Origin of the sequence: Erwinia sp. MYb416, from assembly GCF_037479575.1 — a bacterium.
Taxonomy (GTDB): Bacteria; Pseudomonadota; Gammaproteobacteria; order Enterobacterales; family Enterobacteriaceae; genus Erwinia; species Erwinia rhapontici.
On sequence record NZ_JBBGYT010000438.1, the window covers coordinates 1,253,759 to 1,269,893 of the forward strand.

Consider the following 16,135-nt stretch of genomic DNA (forward strand, 5'->3'; position numbering starts at 1 on the left):
GTAAAATCTGATTTATTGCGCAGCATGAAAATCCAGGGAAAAACCAGGCTATATTAGGCGCTTCTCTATTCCCCTACATGATGAAGGGGTAAAGCAAAAGGAGTTGCTCTGTGTCAGAACAATCGTTTGATCCCAACTCGCTGTTTAAGCAGCCTGCCATTTCTCTTCCCTGTCGTCTGTTTACATCCGCAAACCGCATGGATGAATACAGTGCCGATGATATGCGCTATGGCGACGTGTCAGAATCTCGTCTGAAAACCGATTTCAAGCTAAGGGACGTTTCCGCAAGGGTAAATCCTTACACGGGTGAGAGGATTACCGCATCGCGTTTCACTCTCTTTAATCAGTGGGCATCACAACCGCTTTCAGTGAAAGAACGATCGGATATTTTATTTGATGAGTTTCGCGAGTTATCGAGGGTGTTTTCATTTATTGGTCCTTATCGCGGCCTGATCGAGAAGTTAATTACTCATATGCAGACAGGTAATGGCAAGGTATTTAGTAGCCACTTGTTAGATAGTGCGTATAAGGAGCAGATAGTAAGCGACTCATCAAGAGAGAGCTCACTTTTGATTATTAAGGACACTTTGTCGAATTATATCAACTGGGAGGTTGGGCGTTATGATAGTAAAAATAAATCCTGGTTTTCCACAAAGATGGCTAAGATGGTTTTACCAAAATTCAATAAGTGGGTGGATAGAATCAACTCACTCACTATCAGTGTTCATGATGTGTGGGCAACCAGTATTACGTTAAAGTCTCTTGTGATCGAAGGTGATAACTACTCTGCTACAATACATTATCGGTCTCAGGACCATTTTGGACTGGATTCCAAAGATGTTTTAAATCCGGTTTACAGGCAGTTTAGAATTTTTCGTATCTGGTTTTTACTGCAACATTATGATAAGTATTCATTTAAGCCCTTTATTACAGAGATGAACGCTACCATCACTATTACAGGTAATCGCTATGATTAATTCAAAAATAACGACGAGTCGGCAACGTTTTGAAAAAATAGTGCCGGCTACTGTCATTTTGGTTGCCGCTCTTATCATACTGTATTTTTTCCTCAGGCCAGTAAAAATTGTCAGTACTGTCCGCGAATGGAATGAGGGTTATTTTTTTGTGGATAACTTTCCCATGACGGCTAAAGCGAGAATTGCATGGTGGGAAGAGAATAAAGAAGTATTAAAGAAAAAATATAACATGCCGTTTATTGGCAGTGATAAGCGGTGGATGGTGTTAATTGGTGAGGCAGGCGAGGGTTTTCAATTTCGGCCGAAAACAGACAAAGCCGATGATTATCTTTGTTTTGACAGTCTGAAGCCTGGCGCCAATTGTGCCGAAAAAAAGTGGCTATTATGGATATCACACTATAACCAAACCGATACCAGCTTCCTTACGGGTGATAGCAAATATATTCAGCGTGGCGATAACGCTAAAATTAAGCGTGTTGCTGATTAAATTTATCGCTGTTAACCGATCGATAGCAAGTATATGTCGATCGGTCGGTTACTGTTATCTATGGTCTGGGATGATGAAAAAATATTATCTATTGCTGGTTTTAATCGCGGGTGTATATGTGTTTTCCTGGTTTCAACGCCCGGTCAATATTGTCAGTTTTGTACGGGAAGGAAGTCGTATTTACCTTTTTGTGGAGCATTTCCCCATGATGGATAAAGGGAGAATTGCATGGTGGCTGGATAATAAAACGTTATTGAAAGAAAAATATAACTTGTCCTTTATTGGCAGTAAATACCCGTGGACCGTGTTAGTTAGCGAAGTAGGTGATGGGTTTCAGTTTCTGCAGCACAGGGCCAGCGACAACGATTTACGTTGTTTTGACAGTCTGAAGCCTGGCACCAATTGTGTCGAAAAAAAATGGCTGCTATGGATATCGCACTTTAATCAAGTCGACACCAGATACACTACGGATGATAGTGAATATATTCAGCGTGGCGAGAATGCTGAAATTAAGCGTGTTGCTGATTAATCGATAATGCTGAGATTAATCCGTAGTGGCGGACTCTCTTTTTCGGTCGTCCTGTAAGGGGCTTAACGGCCAGGTCAACGTCAAGGGCGTTTCGCTTTCCCGCTGCGCGGGCTGAGCGACCCAGGGTGGGCAGTCGCCCCCACCCTGGGGACCCGGGCTTTGCGGCAGGCGCTGCGTCCACTGCGTGGATACATTCGTCTGCTTCGTTCACCGACGGAATGGTCGTGACGTCATGTCGTGGCGGCTTTAAATCTAACAGCGAGCACTCTCTTGCGGGGATGGGGCCAGTTTGAGGTAAGCCGGACGTGACCCCCCCCGGCGGCCGAGCCCGCAGGGATGCGTCTTTTGCCGATCCGGCGTGCTAAAACTGGCCCCGGACCTGAAGCCAGACTGCCAGCTATTAATATTGCAGGGGCTCCCTCAGTGGTCGATCTTCCGTTTTGGTCGGCCAGCAACGCGGACCTGACCCATGGTACACATCATCATTACGGGCCGATCGAAAAAATGATCGACCCGCCACCCCGGCAGGCCGGGGACGGGCGGAATGGTGGTGATCGCCCAGCTTGTCTTGTACGGGCACGGCCTGCGTCACTCTCAACGGCAGTAAGAATTCCGACTGGTGTAAAATCTGATTTATTGTGCAGCATGAAAATTTACGGAAAAACCAGGCTATATTAGGCGCTTCTCTATTCCCCTACATGATGAAGGGGTAAAGCAAAAGGAGTTGCTCTGTGTCAGAACAATCGTTTGATCCCAACTCGCTGTTTAAGCAGCCTGCCATCTCTCTTCCCTGCCGTCTGTTTGAAACGATGAACCGCATGGATGAATACAGTGCGGAGGATATGCGCTATGGCGACGTGTCAGAATCTCGTCTGAAAAGCGATTTCAATCTAAGGCTCGTTTCCGCCCTTGTCGATCCCTACTCAGGCGAGAAGATGACGGCATCGCGTTATGATCTTAATCATTGGGCACCACGGCCGCTGTCTGTGAAAGAACGAACGGATATTTTATTTGATGAGTTTCGCGACTTATCAACGATCTTTTCATTTACGGGTCCTTATCGCGATCTGATTAAAAAATTAATCACCCATATGCAAATAGGGAATGGCAAGTTATTTAGTAGTCACTTGCTGGATTCTGCGTATAAGGAACAGATAGTGAACGACTCATCAGAAAATAGCTCGCTTCTGATTATTAAAAATACATTGACTAAATTTATTAACTGGGAGTTAGGGCAGTACGATAGTGAAAATAAACACCAGTTTACGAGAAATATGGCAAAAATGATTTTGCCAAAATTTAACAGGTGGGTAGATAGAATAAATTCGCTTACTATCAGTGTACATGATGTATGGGCCACCCATATTACACTAAAATCTCTGGTCATTAAGGGGAATCATTACTCTGCAATTTTCCGTCTCTGGTTTGTACTTCAACATTATAATAAATTTTCATTTAAACCCTTTATTACAGAGATGAATGCCACCATAACAATAACAGGTAATCGCTATGAATAAGTCAAAAAAAAACACCAGCCAGCAACGTTTTGAGTATATAGTGCCGGTTACTATCATTTTGGTCACCACTGTTATCATACTGTATTTTTTTCTCAGGCCAGTGAAAATTGTCAGTACTGTCCGCGAATGGAATGAGGGTTATTTTTTTGTGGCTAACTTCCCAAGCACCGCTAAAGCGAGAATTGCATGGTGGGAAGAGAATAAAGACGTGTTAAAGGAAAAGTACAACATGCCCTTTATCGGCGGTAAATATCCGTGGCAGGTGTTAATTGGTGAAGCCGGTGATGGGTTTCAGTTTCTGAGCAACAGGGCCAGCGACAACGACCTTATTTGTTTTGACAGCCTGAAACCTGCTGCTAATTGTATCGAGAAAAAATGGCTGTTATGGATATCACACTATAACGAAACCGATACCAGCTACCATACGGATGACGAAAGATATATCCAGTGTGGCGTTAATGCTGAAATTAGACGTGTTAAGAAATAAAGCGGTCTTGTCTGGATAGCAGAAAGCAGCTATTCGGTTGATATTATAACTGGCCTGATATGACGATTTTCGTCGTTGGGCCATTTTCGTGCATCCTGTCAGAAGGAAACAGATATGGGCATAGTAGAGAAAATGGGGAAAAATCAGCGAGTAATAAAATCGGTTTTAGTGTTCTCGTTGCTTATCATTTTCTTTCTCCTGTTGTTCCTGTTTCTCAGGCCAGTGAAAATTGTCAGTTTCGTACGGGAAGGAAGTCGTATTTACCTTTTTGTGGAGCATTTCCCCATGACGGATAAAGGTCGGATTGCATGGTGGTTGGATAATAAAGCGTTGTTGATAGAAAAGTATAACGTGCCATTTATTGACGGTAAATACTACTGGTCGGTATTGATTGGTGAGGCAGGCGATGGTTTTCAGTTTCTGCAGCACAGGGCCAGCGATAACGACCTTATTTGTTTTGACAGTCTGAAGCCTGGCGCCAATTGTGCCGAAAAAAAATGGCTGTTATGGATATCACACTACAACCAAACCGATACCAGTTACACGACGGATGATAGTGAATATATTCAGCGTGGCGAGAATGCTGAAATTAAGCGTGTTGCTGATTAATCGATAATGCTGAGATTAATCCGTAGTGGCGGACTCTCTTTTTCGGTCGTCCTGGAAGGGGCTTAACGACCAGGTCAACGTCAAGGGCGTTTCGCTTTCCCGCTGCGCGGGCTGAGCGACCCAGGGTGGGCAGTCGCTCCCACCCTGGGGACCCGGGCTTTGCGGCAGGCGCTGCGTCCACTGCGTGGATGCCTTCGCAAGCGTCGTTCACCGACGCACCGGTCGTGACGGCACATCCCTGTGCCGGCTCTCCCTCTCACCGCCGTCCTGGCGGTTCGTCCTGGTTCTCTGCGCTTCCTCAGCGCTGCTGAATGCCGCCTCAACGTCAAAATCCAGGTCAAAACCTAAAAATTCTGATTCGAATCAATCCGCATAGATTGTCACGTGGTGGTGGTTTTAAAACCGACAGCGAGCAGACGTTCTGCGGGGATGGGGCCAGTTTGAGGTAAGCCGGACGTCACGCGACAGGACGTCGCGTGCCGAGGCCCGCAGGGATGCGGTCGTTGCCGATCCGGGGTGCTAAAACGGGCCCCGGACCTGAAGCCAGACTGCCAGCCATTCATTTTTGTGGGGATCCTTCAGTGATCGCCTCCTGGATCAGACCTGGACGCCGTTGAGGTTTTAAAACCGAGCGCATCAGCAGTTACGGAAGATCATAAAATCAGCCCCCAATACCTCAACGGCATAAAATTTCGTTTCCCGCAGCAAAACACGCGCCACCACGCATCGGCCCAAACGATAACGCAGCATTGCCTGCGCCTCCTCCGCTAAAGTGAAATGAACTTATTAAGGAGACGCTATGCTCGCACAACGTTTACAGGATGCCACTCTGCTGCGCCAGCAGGCTTATTTCAACGGACAGTGGCAGGACGCATTTAATGGTGAAACCCTGCCGGTGATCAATCCCTCCACTGGCGATGTGCTCTGTACCATTCCGTCACTGGGTGCTGAGGAAACCGAACAGGCGATTGCCTTTGCCGATGCGGCCCGCAAAAGCTGGGCGAAAACACCGAATGCGCAGCGTGCACTGCTGCTGGAAAAGTGGCATCAGCTGATCCTCGACAACGCCGACGACCTGGCGATTATCATGACCGCCGAGCAGGGTAAACCGCTGGCCGAAGCCAAAGGGGAAGTGCTGTACGGTGCAGGGTTCGTTAAATGGTTTGCTGAAGAAGCCCGCCGCATCTACGGCGATACCATCCCGGCACCGAGCGACGACCGCCGTATCCTCGTGCTGAAGCAGCCTGTTGGCGTGGCGGCGGCGATTACGCCGTGGAATTTCCCGATTGCGATGATCACCCGCAAAGTGGCCCCGGCGCTGGCCGCAGGCTGCCCGATCATTGTTAAACCCTCAGAGCTGACGCCGCTCTCGGCGCTTGCCCTGGTGGAACTGGCCCAGCGAGCAGGTATTCCCGCAGGCGTATTGCAGATTGTCACCGGGCTGCCGAAAGCCATCGGTGAAACCCTGACAGGCAGCCGCACGGTACGTAAGATCTCCTTCACCGGCTCAACCCGTATTGGTCAGCTGCTGATGCAGCAGAGCGCCGACAGCATTAAACGTCTGAGCCTGGAGCTGGGGGGCAATGCCCCGCTGATCGTCTTTGATGATGCGGATCTGGATATCGCCATCAGCGGCGTAATGATGAGTAAATTCCGCAATGCCGGGCAGACCTGCGTCTGCGCCAACCGTATCCTGGTGCAGCGCAATATCTACCCGCGCTTTGCCGAGCGTCTGCTGACCGAGGTGGCGAAACTGAAAGTCGCCGACGGATTCACAGAAGGCAGCACCATCGGGCCGCTGATCAACCAGGCTGCGGTGACTAAGGTGAACAGCCATATTGAAGATGCCCTCAGCCACGGTGCAGAACTGCTGGCGGGTGGCATCAGCAACGGGAACGGCACGTTTGTGATGCCAACGGTACTGGGTGACGTCACCAGCGCCATGCGTATTGCCCATGAAGAGACCTTTGGCCCGGTCGCACCGCTGTTTATCTTCGATACTGAAGAGGAAGCGATTGCGATGGCGAATGACACCCCCTTCGGTCTGGGGGCTTATTTCTTCACCGAAGATATTCGCCGTGCCTGGCGCGTAGGAGAGGCGCTGGAGTTTGGCATGGTTGGATTTAATACCGGATCGGTTTCGCTGGAAGTGGCGCCGTTTGGTGGGATTAAATTATCGGGTGTTGGCCGCGAAGGTTCACGCTACGGCATCGAAGAATATTTGGAATCTAAAGCCTTCCATTTCGGCAGCCTGTAACTTACCCGTCATACTTCAAGCCGCAGATGCGTTGGCTGCATTCATTCACCCCAGTCACTTAGTTATCTAAGCGCCTGGGGATTCATTCACTTGCCGCCTTCCTGTACCAAAAGTAGGCCCCCTGAGGGGACTCGAATTATTTAAGGTAAGGATAAGGATTCATCTTTAAAAAGGCCCGCTACCCATAAAGGTGCGGGCCTTTTTTTATCTGTAATACCTGCACTTAACGGAAAACTGACACATTCACCGCTCTTATTTGGTGCAAGTTTAGTACCGAATTCACCGCAGTGGTGCATCTTTTTTGTGATGAAAATCATCTATTTAATTACTCGGTTTATCTGGAAAAAAACACCCTTCATTACGGCAGAAAATTTTTTTGCACCCGCTTTTACGCATTATTATTTTTTTGCGTGAGTGGCATACTTTCTGCATTGCTTAATACAAATGAAATAACTAAGACCAAAAAGTTCTGGTCTCCATTAAGGGTCTATTCATGCTCAGTTTCGATCCCGACAAAATAGCGTTACCGGCAGGACACTTCATTAATGGTCAGCATCTGACCGGTAAAGGTGAGGCATTAACCGTTAACCGTCCTTCTGATGGTTTACGTGCCGCAGAACTGTTTGAGGCCGATGCCGCGCTGGTCGATGACGCCGTGAGCAACGCTGATCGTGCGGTGCGCGACAGTGGCTGGGCATCCTGCCCGCCACGCCAGCGCGGCGCGGTACTGAAGCGCTGGGCCGATCTGATTGCTGCTGACCCGTTGCTGGCACAGTTAGAGTCTCTCGGCTCCACCCGCCCGATTCATGACGTGGTGAACCACGAAATTCCCTTTACTGCTGAAGCGATCCGCTTTTATGCCGAGTGCGCCGACAAATACAGCGGCGATGTGCTGCCGACCCGTGATGCCAGCCTGGGCATGCTGGTGCCGGAACCTTACGGCGTGATCGGTGCGATTACCCCCTGGAATTTCCCGCTGTCGATGGCCTCCTGGAAATGTGGCCCGGCGCTGGCAGCAGGAAATGCCGTGGTGCTGAAGCCTTCAGAACTGACCCCGTTTTCAACCGTACGTATGGCCGAACTGGCCATCCAGGCGGGTCTGCCTGCGGGCGTGCTGAACATCATCCAGGGCGGCGGGGCGGTGACGGGCAGCTCGCTGGTGGCCCATCCGCTGGTGCGTAAAGTCTCCTTCACCGGGTCAACCGCTACCGGGGCACGCATTATGAGCGATGCCGCGTTTAACGGTATGAAACCGGTCACGCTGGAACTGGGTGGCAAAAGCCCGCAGCTGGTGTTTGACGACTGTGGGGATATTGATGAAGTGGCCGGACGTATCCTGCGCGGCTTCACCGCCAACGGTGGGCAGGCCTGCGTGGCGGGCACCCGTCTGATTGTCCAGCGCGGCATCCACGATGCGCTGATTAGCAAACTGATTGAGCTGTGCCAGGGCTTCCGCGCTGGTGTGACCTGGAACGACACCAGCCGCTATGCGCCGATGATTGACCGCCGTCAGGCGGAAAAAGTGGCCTCTGTGGTGAGCAGCGCTCGTCAGCAGGGGGCTGAAGTGCTGGTCGGCGGCGAGCGCTTTGCGGATACCGGTGAAGGCTACTTCTGGCAGCCCACGCTGCTGGCCGTCAGCGGTAACGATAACCCGGCGGTACAGGAAGAGATCTTTGGCCCGGTACTGACGGTGCAGATCTTCGACGACGAAGCCGAAGGCCTGGCACTTGCCTCCCATCCGACCTACGGCCTGTGCGCCGGGGTGCATACCAAAAATATCGACCGCGCCCTGCGCGCGATGCGCGGTATTGCTGCCGGGACCGTATGGATCAACCGTTACGGCCGCTCCGGCGACTTCATTATTCCTACCGGGGGCTTCCATGGCTCCGGCATCGGCAAGGATCTGGGCCGTCAGGCTTTTGAGGCCTGCCAGCGCTATAAAAGCGTGCTGATCGATTTCTGAAACCTGTTTTCATCCCTAAACCGAACTCTGTAGAGGTAGCGTAATGGCTGTGTTCAAACCGAAATACATCACCTTCGATTGCTACGGCACGCTGATCAACTTCGATATGGCCGGTGCCGCCGCCGCCATCTTCGCCGATCGCGTCAGCCCGGCTCAGATGGTGGCGTTTACCACCGACTTCTCGAACTATCGCATGGATGAAGTACTGGGGGCGTTCAAGCTCTATCCGCTGGTGGTGGCCAATGCGCTGTACCGCACCTGTAACAAGTGGGGCGTGGAGTGTACGGATCAGGACTGCGCTGACGTGATGACCGCCTGTGCTACCTGGGGCCCGCATCCTGATGTGCCTGCCGGCCTGGCCATTGTGGCGAAAGAGTTCCCGCTGGTGCTGCTGACTAACTCCACCGATGCGCTGATCAAGAACCATATTCCGCGCCTGGGCGCACCGATCCATATGACCATCACCGCCGAAGAAGTCGGTGCCTATAAGCCGCAGATGAAAGGCTTTGAGTCATGCTCAACAAGCTGAACTGTGGCCCGGAAGAGATCCTGCACGTTTCCAGCAGCCTGCGTTACGACCTGATGACCGCCTACGACCTCGGCATCAAAAACAAAGTGTTTGTTAATCGCGGTCACGGCCCGGGCAACCCGGCCTATGAGTACAGCGAAATCACAGATATTGGTGGTCTTCCGGGCGTCGTCGGGCTGTAAGCCTCAGAGGAGCAGGGCATGAAACTGGAATCATTCTGGCAGGCAACGGCACCCGCTTTCACCGGTGCGGCAACGGGCGACCTGCCAGCCACTGCCGATGTGGTGGTGATTGGCGGCGGCTTTACCGGCATCTCAGCAGCACTCAACCTCGCCCGCAGTGGCGTGAAAGTGGTGGTACTGGAAGCCGGCGAAGTAATGAGCCAGGCCTCCGGCCGTAACGGCGGCCACTGTAATACCGGCGTCGCGCAGAACTTCTCAGCCCTGGTGGAGAGCCAGGGCGTGGAGCAGGCCACCCGCTATTACCGCGCTTTTGCCGATGCGGTGGACTATGTACAAAGCGTGGTGGCGAGTGAGCAGATCGATTGTGATTTCCGCCGCTGCGGCAAGCTGAAGCTGGCAAGCAAAGCGTCGCATCTGCCGTCACTGGTCGCGGCGTGCGAAATGATGAAACGCCACGTTGACCCGGATGTGGAAATCCTGAGTGCCGATGAGGTGAAGCGCGAAATCGATTCGCCGCAGTTCCATGGTGCGCTGTTACAGCGCCACGGCGGCCAGATGCATATGGGCAAGTTTGGCGTCGGCCTGGCGGAAGCTGCCGCCCGTGCCGGAGCCGCGATTTACCCGCACAGTGCGGTCACCGGCCTGACGCGTCTGAGCGGGTACCGCCACCGTGTGAGCACCGCTAAGGGCGATATTATCGCGGACAAAGTGCTGATGGCGACCGGTTGTTCGAACATGGGCCCGTTTGACTGGTTCCAGCGGCGCATTATCCCCGTGGGCAGCTTTGTCGTGGTCACCGAGCCTCTGGAGGAAAGCCTGCTTAACCGTTTACTGCCGGGTGACCGCACCTACGTCACCTCGCTTAACCTGGGCAATTACATGCGTACCACCGCCGACCGTCGTCTGGTGTTTGGTGGACGCGCCCGCTTTGCCATCAGCAGCCCGACATCGGATGCAAAAAGTGGCGACGTGCTGAAAGCCGGAATGCAGAAGATGTTCCCGGCGCTGGGCAATGTGGCGATTGATTACTGCTGGGGTGGACTGGTGGATATGACCGCCGACCGTCTGCCGCATGCGGGCGAACAGGACGGGGTGTTTTACTCGCTGGGCTACAGCGGGCATGGCACTCAGATGTCAGTGTGGATGGGCCGCGTGATGGCCGATCTGATAGCAGAGAAAAGCAACGAAAATCCGTGGCAGCGCAACAGCTGGCCAGCGGTACCCGGTTACTTCGGGAAGCCCTGGTTCCTGCCGGTAGCAGGACTGTATTACAAAGTTAAAGACAAAATGTCCTAAATAAGAACATATCCGTTCAGGGTAAACGTTACTAACAACGATTTTGAGGGTGTGCAAATGAGTAAATTTCGCAAAGAATTTAGCCGTGTTAACCCGAATTTGACCCAGGCGATTACGGATGTCGCAATTTCCCGACGCGGCATGATGAAGCTGCTGTCAGCAGGCGCGGTGATGAGCACCGGTCTGATTGGTTTTCCGGAATTCAGCTTTGCCGCTGAAGCCCCGGTGAAGGGCGGCAAACTGCGTGCGGCTGTCGCCAACGCCTCCGCCAGCGATACGCTTGACCCGGCGAAAGGCAGCAACAGCGGCGACTACTGCCGTCAGTTTATGTTTTATAGCGGTCTGACCGAACTGGATAAAGAACTGAAAGCGCAGCCTGCGCTGGCGGAATCCATTACCAGCAGTGATGGCCTGAACTGGAACGTGAAGCTGCGTACGGGTGTCACCTTCCATGACGGTAAAACGCTGACTGCCACCGACGTGGTTTACTCCCTCAGCCGCCATAAAGATCCGGCGGTGGCATCAACGGTGATCACCCTCGCCAGCCAGATGAAAGAGATTAAGGCCGTCAGCCCGTCTGAAGTGCAGATCACGCTTGAGCAGCCAAACTTCGACCTGCCGTCGATTCTGGCGACCAGCTCCTTCCTGATTGTGCAGGACGGCACCAAAGACTTCAGCAAAGGAATGGGGACCGGGCCGTTTGTTCTCACCTCGTTCCAGCCGGGTGTACGTACCGTCGGCACAAAAAACAAAAACTACTACAAACCGGGCCTGCCTCACCTCGACGAAGTGGAGCTGATGGGAGTGACCGATCCGGCAGCACGTGTCAACGCACTGATGTCGGGCGACCTGCATATCGTCTCTACGCTGGGCGCAAATGATGTGAAACGCCTGCGTCAGAACGGTAAGTTCAACATTCTGGAAAGTAAGTCCGGTATGTACAGTGACCTGATTATCCGTACTGACCGTACCCCGGGCAGCAATCCTGACTTCGTGCTGGCAATGAAGTATCTGCAACCGCGTGAAATGATTGTGAAAACCGTGCTGCAGGGCTTTGGCGATGTGGGTAACGACACCCCGGTTCCGCCCTGGCATCCGATGTTCAACAAGGATCTGCCGCAGCGTCCGCTGGATCTCGACAAAGCCAAATTCCACCTCAAAAAGGCCAATATGGTCGGTGCGAAAATCGAGATCATCACTACCCCGAATATCGAAGGGGCAGTGGAAGGCGGCCAGCTGTTACAGCAGATCGCGCGTTCAGCCGGACTGAATGTGGCCGTACGCCGTGTGCCGTATGACGGTTACTGGTCAGCCCACTGGATGAAAGATCCTATCGGTTACGGCTCGGTCAACCCGCGCCCCACGCTGGATATGCTGTTCTCCCAGTTCTACTTCTCCTCCGCCCCGTGGAACGAGTCTGGCTGGAAAAATGCACAGTTCGACCAGTTGGTTACCGCCGCCCGTGGCGAAAGCGACCAGGGCAAACGCAAGCAGATGTATGGCGACATGCAGAAACTGGTGTACGACAACTGCGGCACGCTGATCCCGGCCTTCATCAGTTCGATGGACGGCTGTAGCAACAAAGTGAAAGGGGTTGAAGCGATGCCGTCAGGCATGATGATGGGCTATCGCTTCCACGAGTATGCCTGGCTGACGTCGTAAATCTTTCATCTTTCACCAGGAGAATGGCGATGAACAGGTACATTTTCACACTGATATTCCGGCGCATAGGGTCGGGTTTACTTACGCTTCTCATTGTTTCGGCACTGGTGTTCTTTATCACCAGCATGCTGCCGGGCGATGCGGCGCAGATGATCCTTGGCCAGTCCGCGACGCCTGAAACGGTCGCGGCACTGCGCCAGCAGCTTGGACTGGATCAACCGCTGATCATGCGTTACTTCAGCTGGCTGGCCGGCATGTTTCAGGGCGACTTTGGCACCTCCTTCGCCAGTAATCTTCCGGTGACGCAACTGGTGGCGCAACGTATTCCGGCCACCTTCCAGCTCGCCGTCACCACGACCCTGGTGTCGGTGCCGCTGGCGCTGTTTATCGGTATCACCGCCGCCATGAAGCGCGGGTCGTTCCTTGACCGCGCGCTGGTGGTCAGCACCATGGCCGTGGTGGCCGTACCCGAGTTTCTGGTGGCTACCGTGGCGGTGATTATCTTTGCCGTCAAACTGCACTGGGTGCCCGCCATGTCGCTGGGTTCCACCCATCAGGATTTCCTCGGTTTCCTGCGCACCTTTGCTCTGCCTGTGATGACACTGTGCTGCGTGGTGGTGGCGCAGATGGCAAGGATGACGCGTGCCGCTATCGTCAACCAGATGGACAGCCCGTATCTGGAAATGACGCTGCTGAAAGGTGTTTCACCGCTGCGCGCCATGCTACGCCATGCGCTGCCGAATGCGGTGGGGCCGATTGCCAATGCTATCTCACTCAGCCTCTCTTACCTGTTTGGCGGGGTGATTATTATCGAAAGTATCTTCAGCTATCCGGGGCTGGCCAGCCAGATGGTGGATGCGGTCAGCAACCGCGACCTGCCGGTGGTGCAGCTTTGCGTGATGTTCTTCGCCGTCTGCTATCTGGTGCTGTTACTGGCCGCTGACATTCTGACTATCGCGTTCAATCCTAAGTGGAGGGGCTGATGAACACATTGACGCTGCCGTGGCGCTTCTTTCAATCTCTCACTATCAGCGGCCGAATCGGCCTGCTGATCACCCTGTTCTGGATCTTTATGGCGGTGTTTGGCACCGCGCTGGCGCCGCACAATCTGGAAGATATCGGTGGCGGTCCGCTGTTCGGTGACTTCAGCCGTGAGTTCTGGTTCGGCACCGATTATCTGGGCCGTGACATCTTCAGCCGTATTCTGTTTGGTGCCCGCTATTCGATTGGCCTGGCGCTGACCGCCGCACTGCTGGCCAGCCTGGTCGGTACGCTGCTGGCGCTGCTGGCGGCCGTGGCCGGGCGCTGGCTGGAGGAGGTGCTGGGGCGCATCAACGATGCCATGCTGGTGCTGCCGGGGAAAATCCTTGCGCTGATGATTGTCGCTGTATTTGGCTCATCGCTGCCGATGTTGATTATTACCGCGGTGTTTACCTACTGGCCGGGGGCGTATCGCATCGCCTATGCGATGGCATCGAGCCTGCGTTCGATGGACTATGTTCAGGCATCCCGTCTGCGCGGTGAAAGCCGTCTGTATGTGGCTATCCATGACATTCTGCCGAATATGCTGCACCCGATGCTGACCGACTTCGGTCTGCGTTTTGTCTACATCGTTCTGCTGCTCAGCGGCCTGAGTTTCCTCGGCCTGGGCGTGCAGCCGCCGTATGCCGACTGGGGCACGCTGGTACGCGAAAACCTGCAAGGGCTGTTTGATGGTTCGCCTGCGGTCCTGATGCCGGCGGTGGCGATCGCCAGTCTGACCATCGGCGCCAACCTGTTTATCGACAGCCTGCAATCGATGCGCTCATTAACTGTTGTTGCTAAGGGGACCGCATGAATATTACGCCACATGCCTCAACGCCGATGGTGTCTGTCGACAATCTGCGTGTGACCGCCCAGGCCGATGATGGCCACGAGATTTCCCTGGTAGCGGATATCCATTTCACCGTGCAGAAAGGCGAAGTGCTGGCCCTGATTGGTGAATCAGGCTCGGGTAAAACCACGATTGCACTGGCGCTGATGGGCTATGCCCGACACGGCTGTAAGATCGCCGGAGGTACCGTGCACGTGGCGGGCACCGACGTGACCTCGCTAACGCCCGGCCAGCTGTGTCAGTTCCGTGGCAACAAAGTCGCGTACATCGCACAAAGTGCTGCTGCCTCGTTTAACCCGGCGATGAAAATCATGGACCAGGTGGTGGAGCCGGTGGTGATCCACGGGGTGATGAGCCGCGCCGATGCCGAAACCAAAGCCATCGAACTGTTCCGTGAGCTGGCACTGCCGAACCCGGAAACCATCGGTGACCGCTATCCGCATCAGGTCTCCGGCGGCCAGTTACAGCGCCTGATGACGGCGATGGCGCTGATCAGCGACCCGGAAGTGGTGATCCTTGATGAACCCACCACGGCACTGGATGTGACCACGCAGGTGGAAGTGCTGAAAGCCTTCCGCCGCGTGGTGCGCCAGCGTGGTACTACCGCTATCTACGTCAGCCACGATCTGGCGGTGGTAGCGCAGATGGCCGACAAAATTCTGGTGCTGTTGAAAGGGGCGATTGCCGAATACGGCACCACTGAGCAGTTGCTGCGCGCACCTCAGGCGGAATACAGCCATTTGCTGCTGGAAGCCGCGAAGCAGAAGCCGCGTCCCAGCCCGTGGGAAGCGCAGGATGAGAGCGTGCAACCGCTGTTGCAGGTGCGCGATCTCTCTGCCGGTTATGGCCCACTGGACAGCAACGGCCAGCCGAAGATTAAGATCCTCGAAGACATTAATTTCAAACTGTACCGCGGCCAGGCAATCGGCATTATCGGTGAGTCCGGGTCGGGTAAAACCACCCTGGCACACGCTATCGCCGGGATGAACAAACCCAGCGGCGGCCATATTCTGTTTAACGGCCACTACATCGCCGGAGATATGCATAAGCGCCCGGAGAACGAGCTGCGCCGCATTCAGTATGTGTTCCAGATGGCGGACACCGCGCTTAACCCGGCGCACAGCATTGAAACGATTCTCAAGCGCCCGCTGAAGCTGTTCCTCGGGCTGCGCGGTGCGGCGCTGGAAAGACGGATGCTGCAGCTGCTCGACCTGGTGCGCCTGCCGCGCAGCGTGCTGTGGCGTAAGCCCTGGTCGCTTTCCGGCGGGCAGAAGCAGCGTGTGAACCTGGCGCGTGCGCTGGCGGCAGAGCCGGATCTGATCCTCTGTGATGAGGTGACCTCGGCGCTGGATACCGTGGTGGCCGCTGCGGTGCTGGATTTGATCACCGAGTTACGGCGTGAGCTGGGTCTGTCGGTGCTGTTTATCAGCCATGATCTGCACGCGGTACGTTCGGTGTGTGATGAGATTATCGTGGTGAAAAATGGCCGTATGGTCACCCAGGTGGCGCGTGCCGACTACGACAAACCGTCGACCGAGCTGTACTATGAGCGCCTGAAACGCGCGGTGCCAGAGCTGCGTCAGGGCTGGCTTGATGAGCACGAAGAGAGTGATATCGCCTTGTGATGTTATACCGGGTGAGGCATGCCTGACCCCTACGTTCACCGGGGATGCCCGGCGACGATATCAATGCCCGTAGGGGTGAGGCACGCCTCACCCATAAAACATATTTACTCAGGGCTGAGGCACGCCTTGCGCATAAAAACCT

The 16,135-nt window shown here is 53.9% G+C and carries 13 protein-coding genes and 1 pseudogene; all 14 read left to right on the forward strand.

Annotated features, from left to right (window positions below; genetic code table 11):
• Positions 1-110 precede the first annotated feature (110 nt).
• The 14 genes and pseudogenes from WH277_RS15425 (at position 111) to WH277_RS15490 (ending at position 15,993) form a co-directional block, all read left to right on the forward strand.
• Entirely contained in the window at positions 111-977 is an 867-nt protein-coding gene (locus tag WH277_RS15425; RefSeq protein ID WP_339505894.1) for a YPO3983 family protein, read from the forward strand.
• Positions 970-1,464, forward strand: coding sequence for a DUF943 family protein (locus tag WH277_RS15430; RefSeq protein WP_339505895.1), 495 nt, complete (start codon positions 970-972; stop codon positions 1,462-1,464). The genes WH277_RS15425 and WH277_RS15430 overlap by 8 nt, the downstream gene beginning before the upstream one ends.
• Before the next feature lie 70 nt (positions 1,465-1,534).
• Positions 1,535-1,993: a DUF943 family protein gene (locus WH277_RS15435; protein ID WP_339505896.1), complete on the forward strand. Its 459-nt coding sequence runs from the start codon at positions 1,535-1,537 to the stop codon at positions 1,991-1,993.
• A 731-nt stretch (positions 1,994-2,724) separates the two neighbouring features.
• Positions 2,725-3,510 carry a DUF3289 family protein gene (locus tag WH277_RS15440; RefSeq protein ID WP_339505897.1) on the forward strand — a complete coding sequence of 262 codons (786 nt, stop codon included), beginning with the start codon at positions 2,725-2,727 and terminating at the stop codon, positions 3,508-3,510.
• Positions 3,503-3,997 (forward strand): DUF943 family protein, encoded by a 495-nt coding sequence (locus WH277_RS15445; RefSeq protein WP_133843250.1) that lies wholly within the window; start codon positions 3,503-3,505, stop codon positions 3,995-3,997. The genes WH277_RS15440 and WH277_RS15445 overlap by 8 nt, the downstream gene beginning before the upstream one ends.
• A 114-nt stretch (positions 3,998-4,111) precedes the next feature.
• The gene (locus tag WH277_RS15450) at positions 4,112-4,606 is read left to right on the forward strand and encodes a DUF943 family protein (protein WP_339505898.1); all 495 of its coding nucleotides are present in this window, start codon (positions 4,112-4,114) and stop codon (positions 4,604-4,606) included.
• 799 nt (positions 4,607-5,405) lie between these two features.
• The gene (locus tag WH277_RS15455; RefSeq protein WP_339505899.1) at positions 5,406-6,863 is read left to right on the forward strand and encodes an NAD-dependent succinate-semialdehyde dehydrogenase; all 1,458 of its coding nucleotides are present in this window, start codon (positions 5,406-5,408) and stop codon (positions 6,861-6,863) included.
• A 493-nt stretch (positions 6,864-7,356) separates the two neighbouring features.
• Positions 7,357-8,826: an aldehyde dehydrogenase family protein gene (locus WH277_RS15460; RefSeq protein ID WP_339484783.1), complete on the forward strand. Its 1,470-nt coding sequence runs from the start codon at positions 7,357-7,359 to the stop codon at positions 8,824-8,826.
• Between the two features lie 43 nt (positions 8,827-8,869).
• Positions 8,870-9,537 (forward strand): annotated as a pseudogene (locus WH277_RS15465) (haloacid dehalogenase type II).
• Between the two features lie 18 nt (positions 9,538-9,555).
• Entirely contained in the window at positions 9,556-10,833 is a 1,278-nt protein-coding gene (locus WH277_RS15470) for an NAD(P)/FAD-dependent oxidoreductase (RefSeq protein ID WP_159337292.1), read from the forward strand.
• Between the two features lie 57 nt (positions 10,834-10,890).
• Positions 10,891-12,495, forward strand: coding sequence for an ABC transporter substrate-binding protein (locus WH277_RS15475; RefSeq protein WP_159337291.1), 1,605 nt, complete (start codon positions 10,891-10,893; stop codon positions 12,493-12,495).
• A 29-nt stretch (positions 12,496-12,524) separates the two neighbouring features.
• Entirely contained in the window at positions 12,525-13,478 is a 954-nt protein-coding gene (locus tag WH277_RS15480; RefSeq protein ID WP_133843264.1) for an ABC transporter permease, read from the forward strand.
• Positions 13,478-14,332: an ABC transporter permease gene (locus WH277_RS15485; protein ID WP_133843266.1), complete on the forward strand. Its 855-nt coding sequence runs from the start codon at positions 13,478-13,480 to the stop codon at positions 14,330-14,332. The genes WH277_RS15480 and WH277_RS15485 overlap by 1 nt, the downstream gene beginning before the upstream one ends.
• On the forward strand, positions 14,329-15,993 hold the full coding sequence (locus WH277_RS15490; RefSeq protein ID WP_339505900.1) for an ABC transporter ATP-binding protein: 1,665 nt from the start codon (positions 14,329-14,331) through the stop codon (positions 15,991-15,993). The genes WH277_RS15485 and WH277_RS15490 overlap by 4 nt, the downstream gene beginning before the upstream one ends.
• The last annotated feature ends 142 nt before the right edge of the window (positions 15,994-16,135 follow it).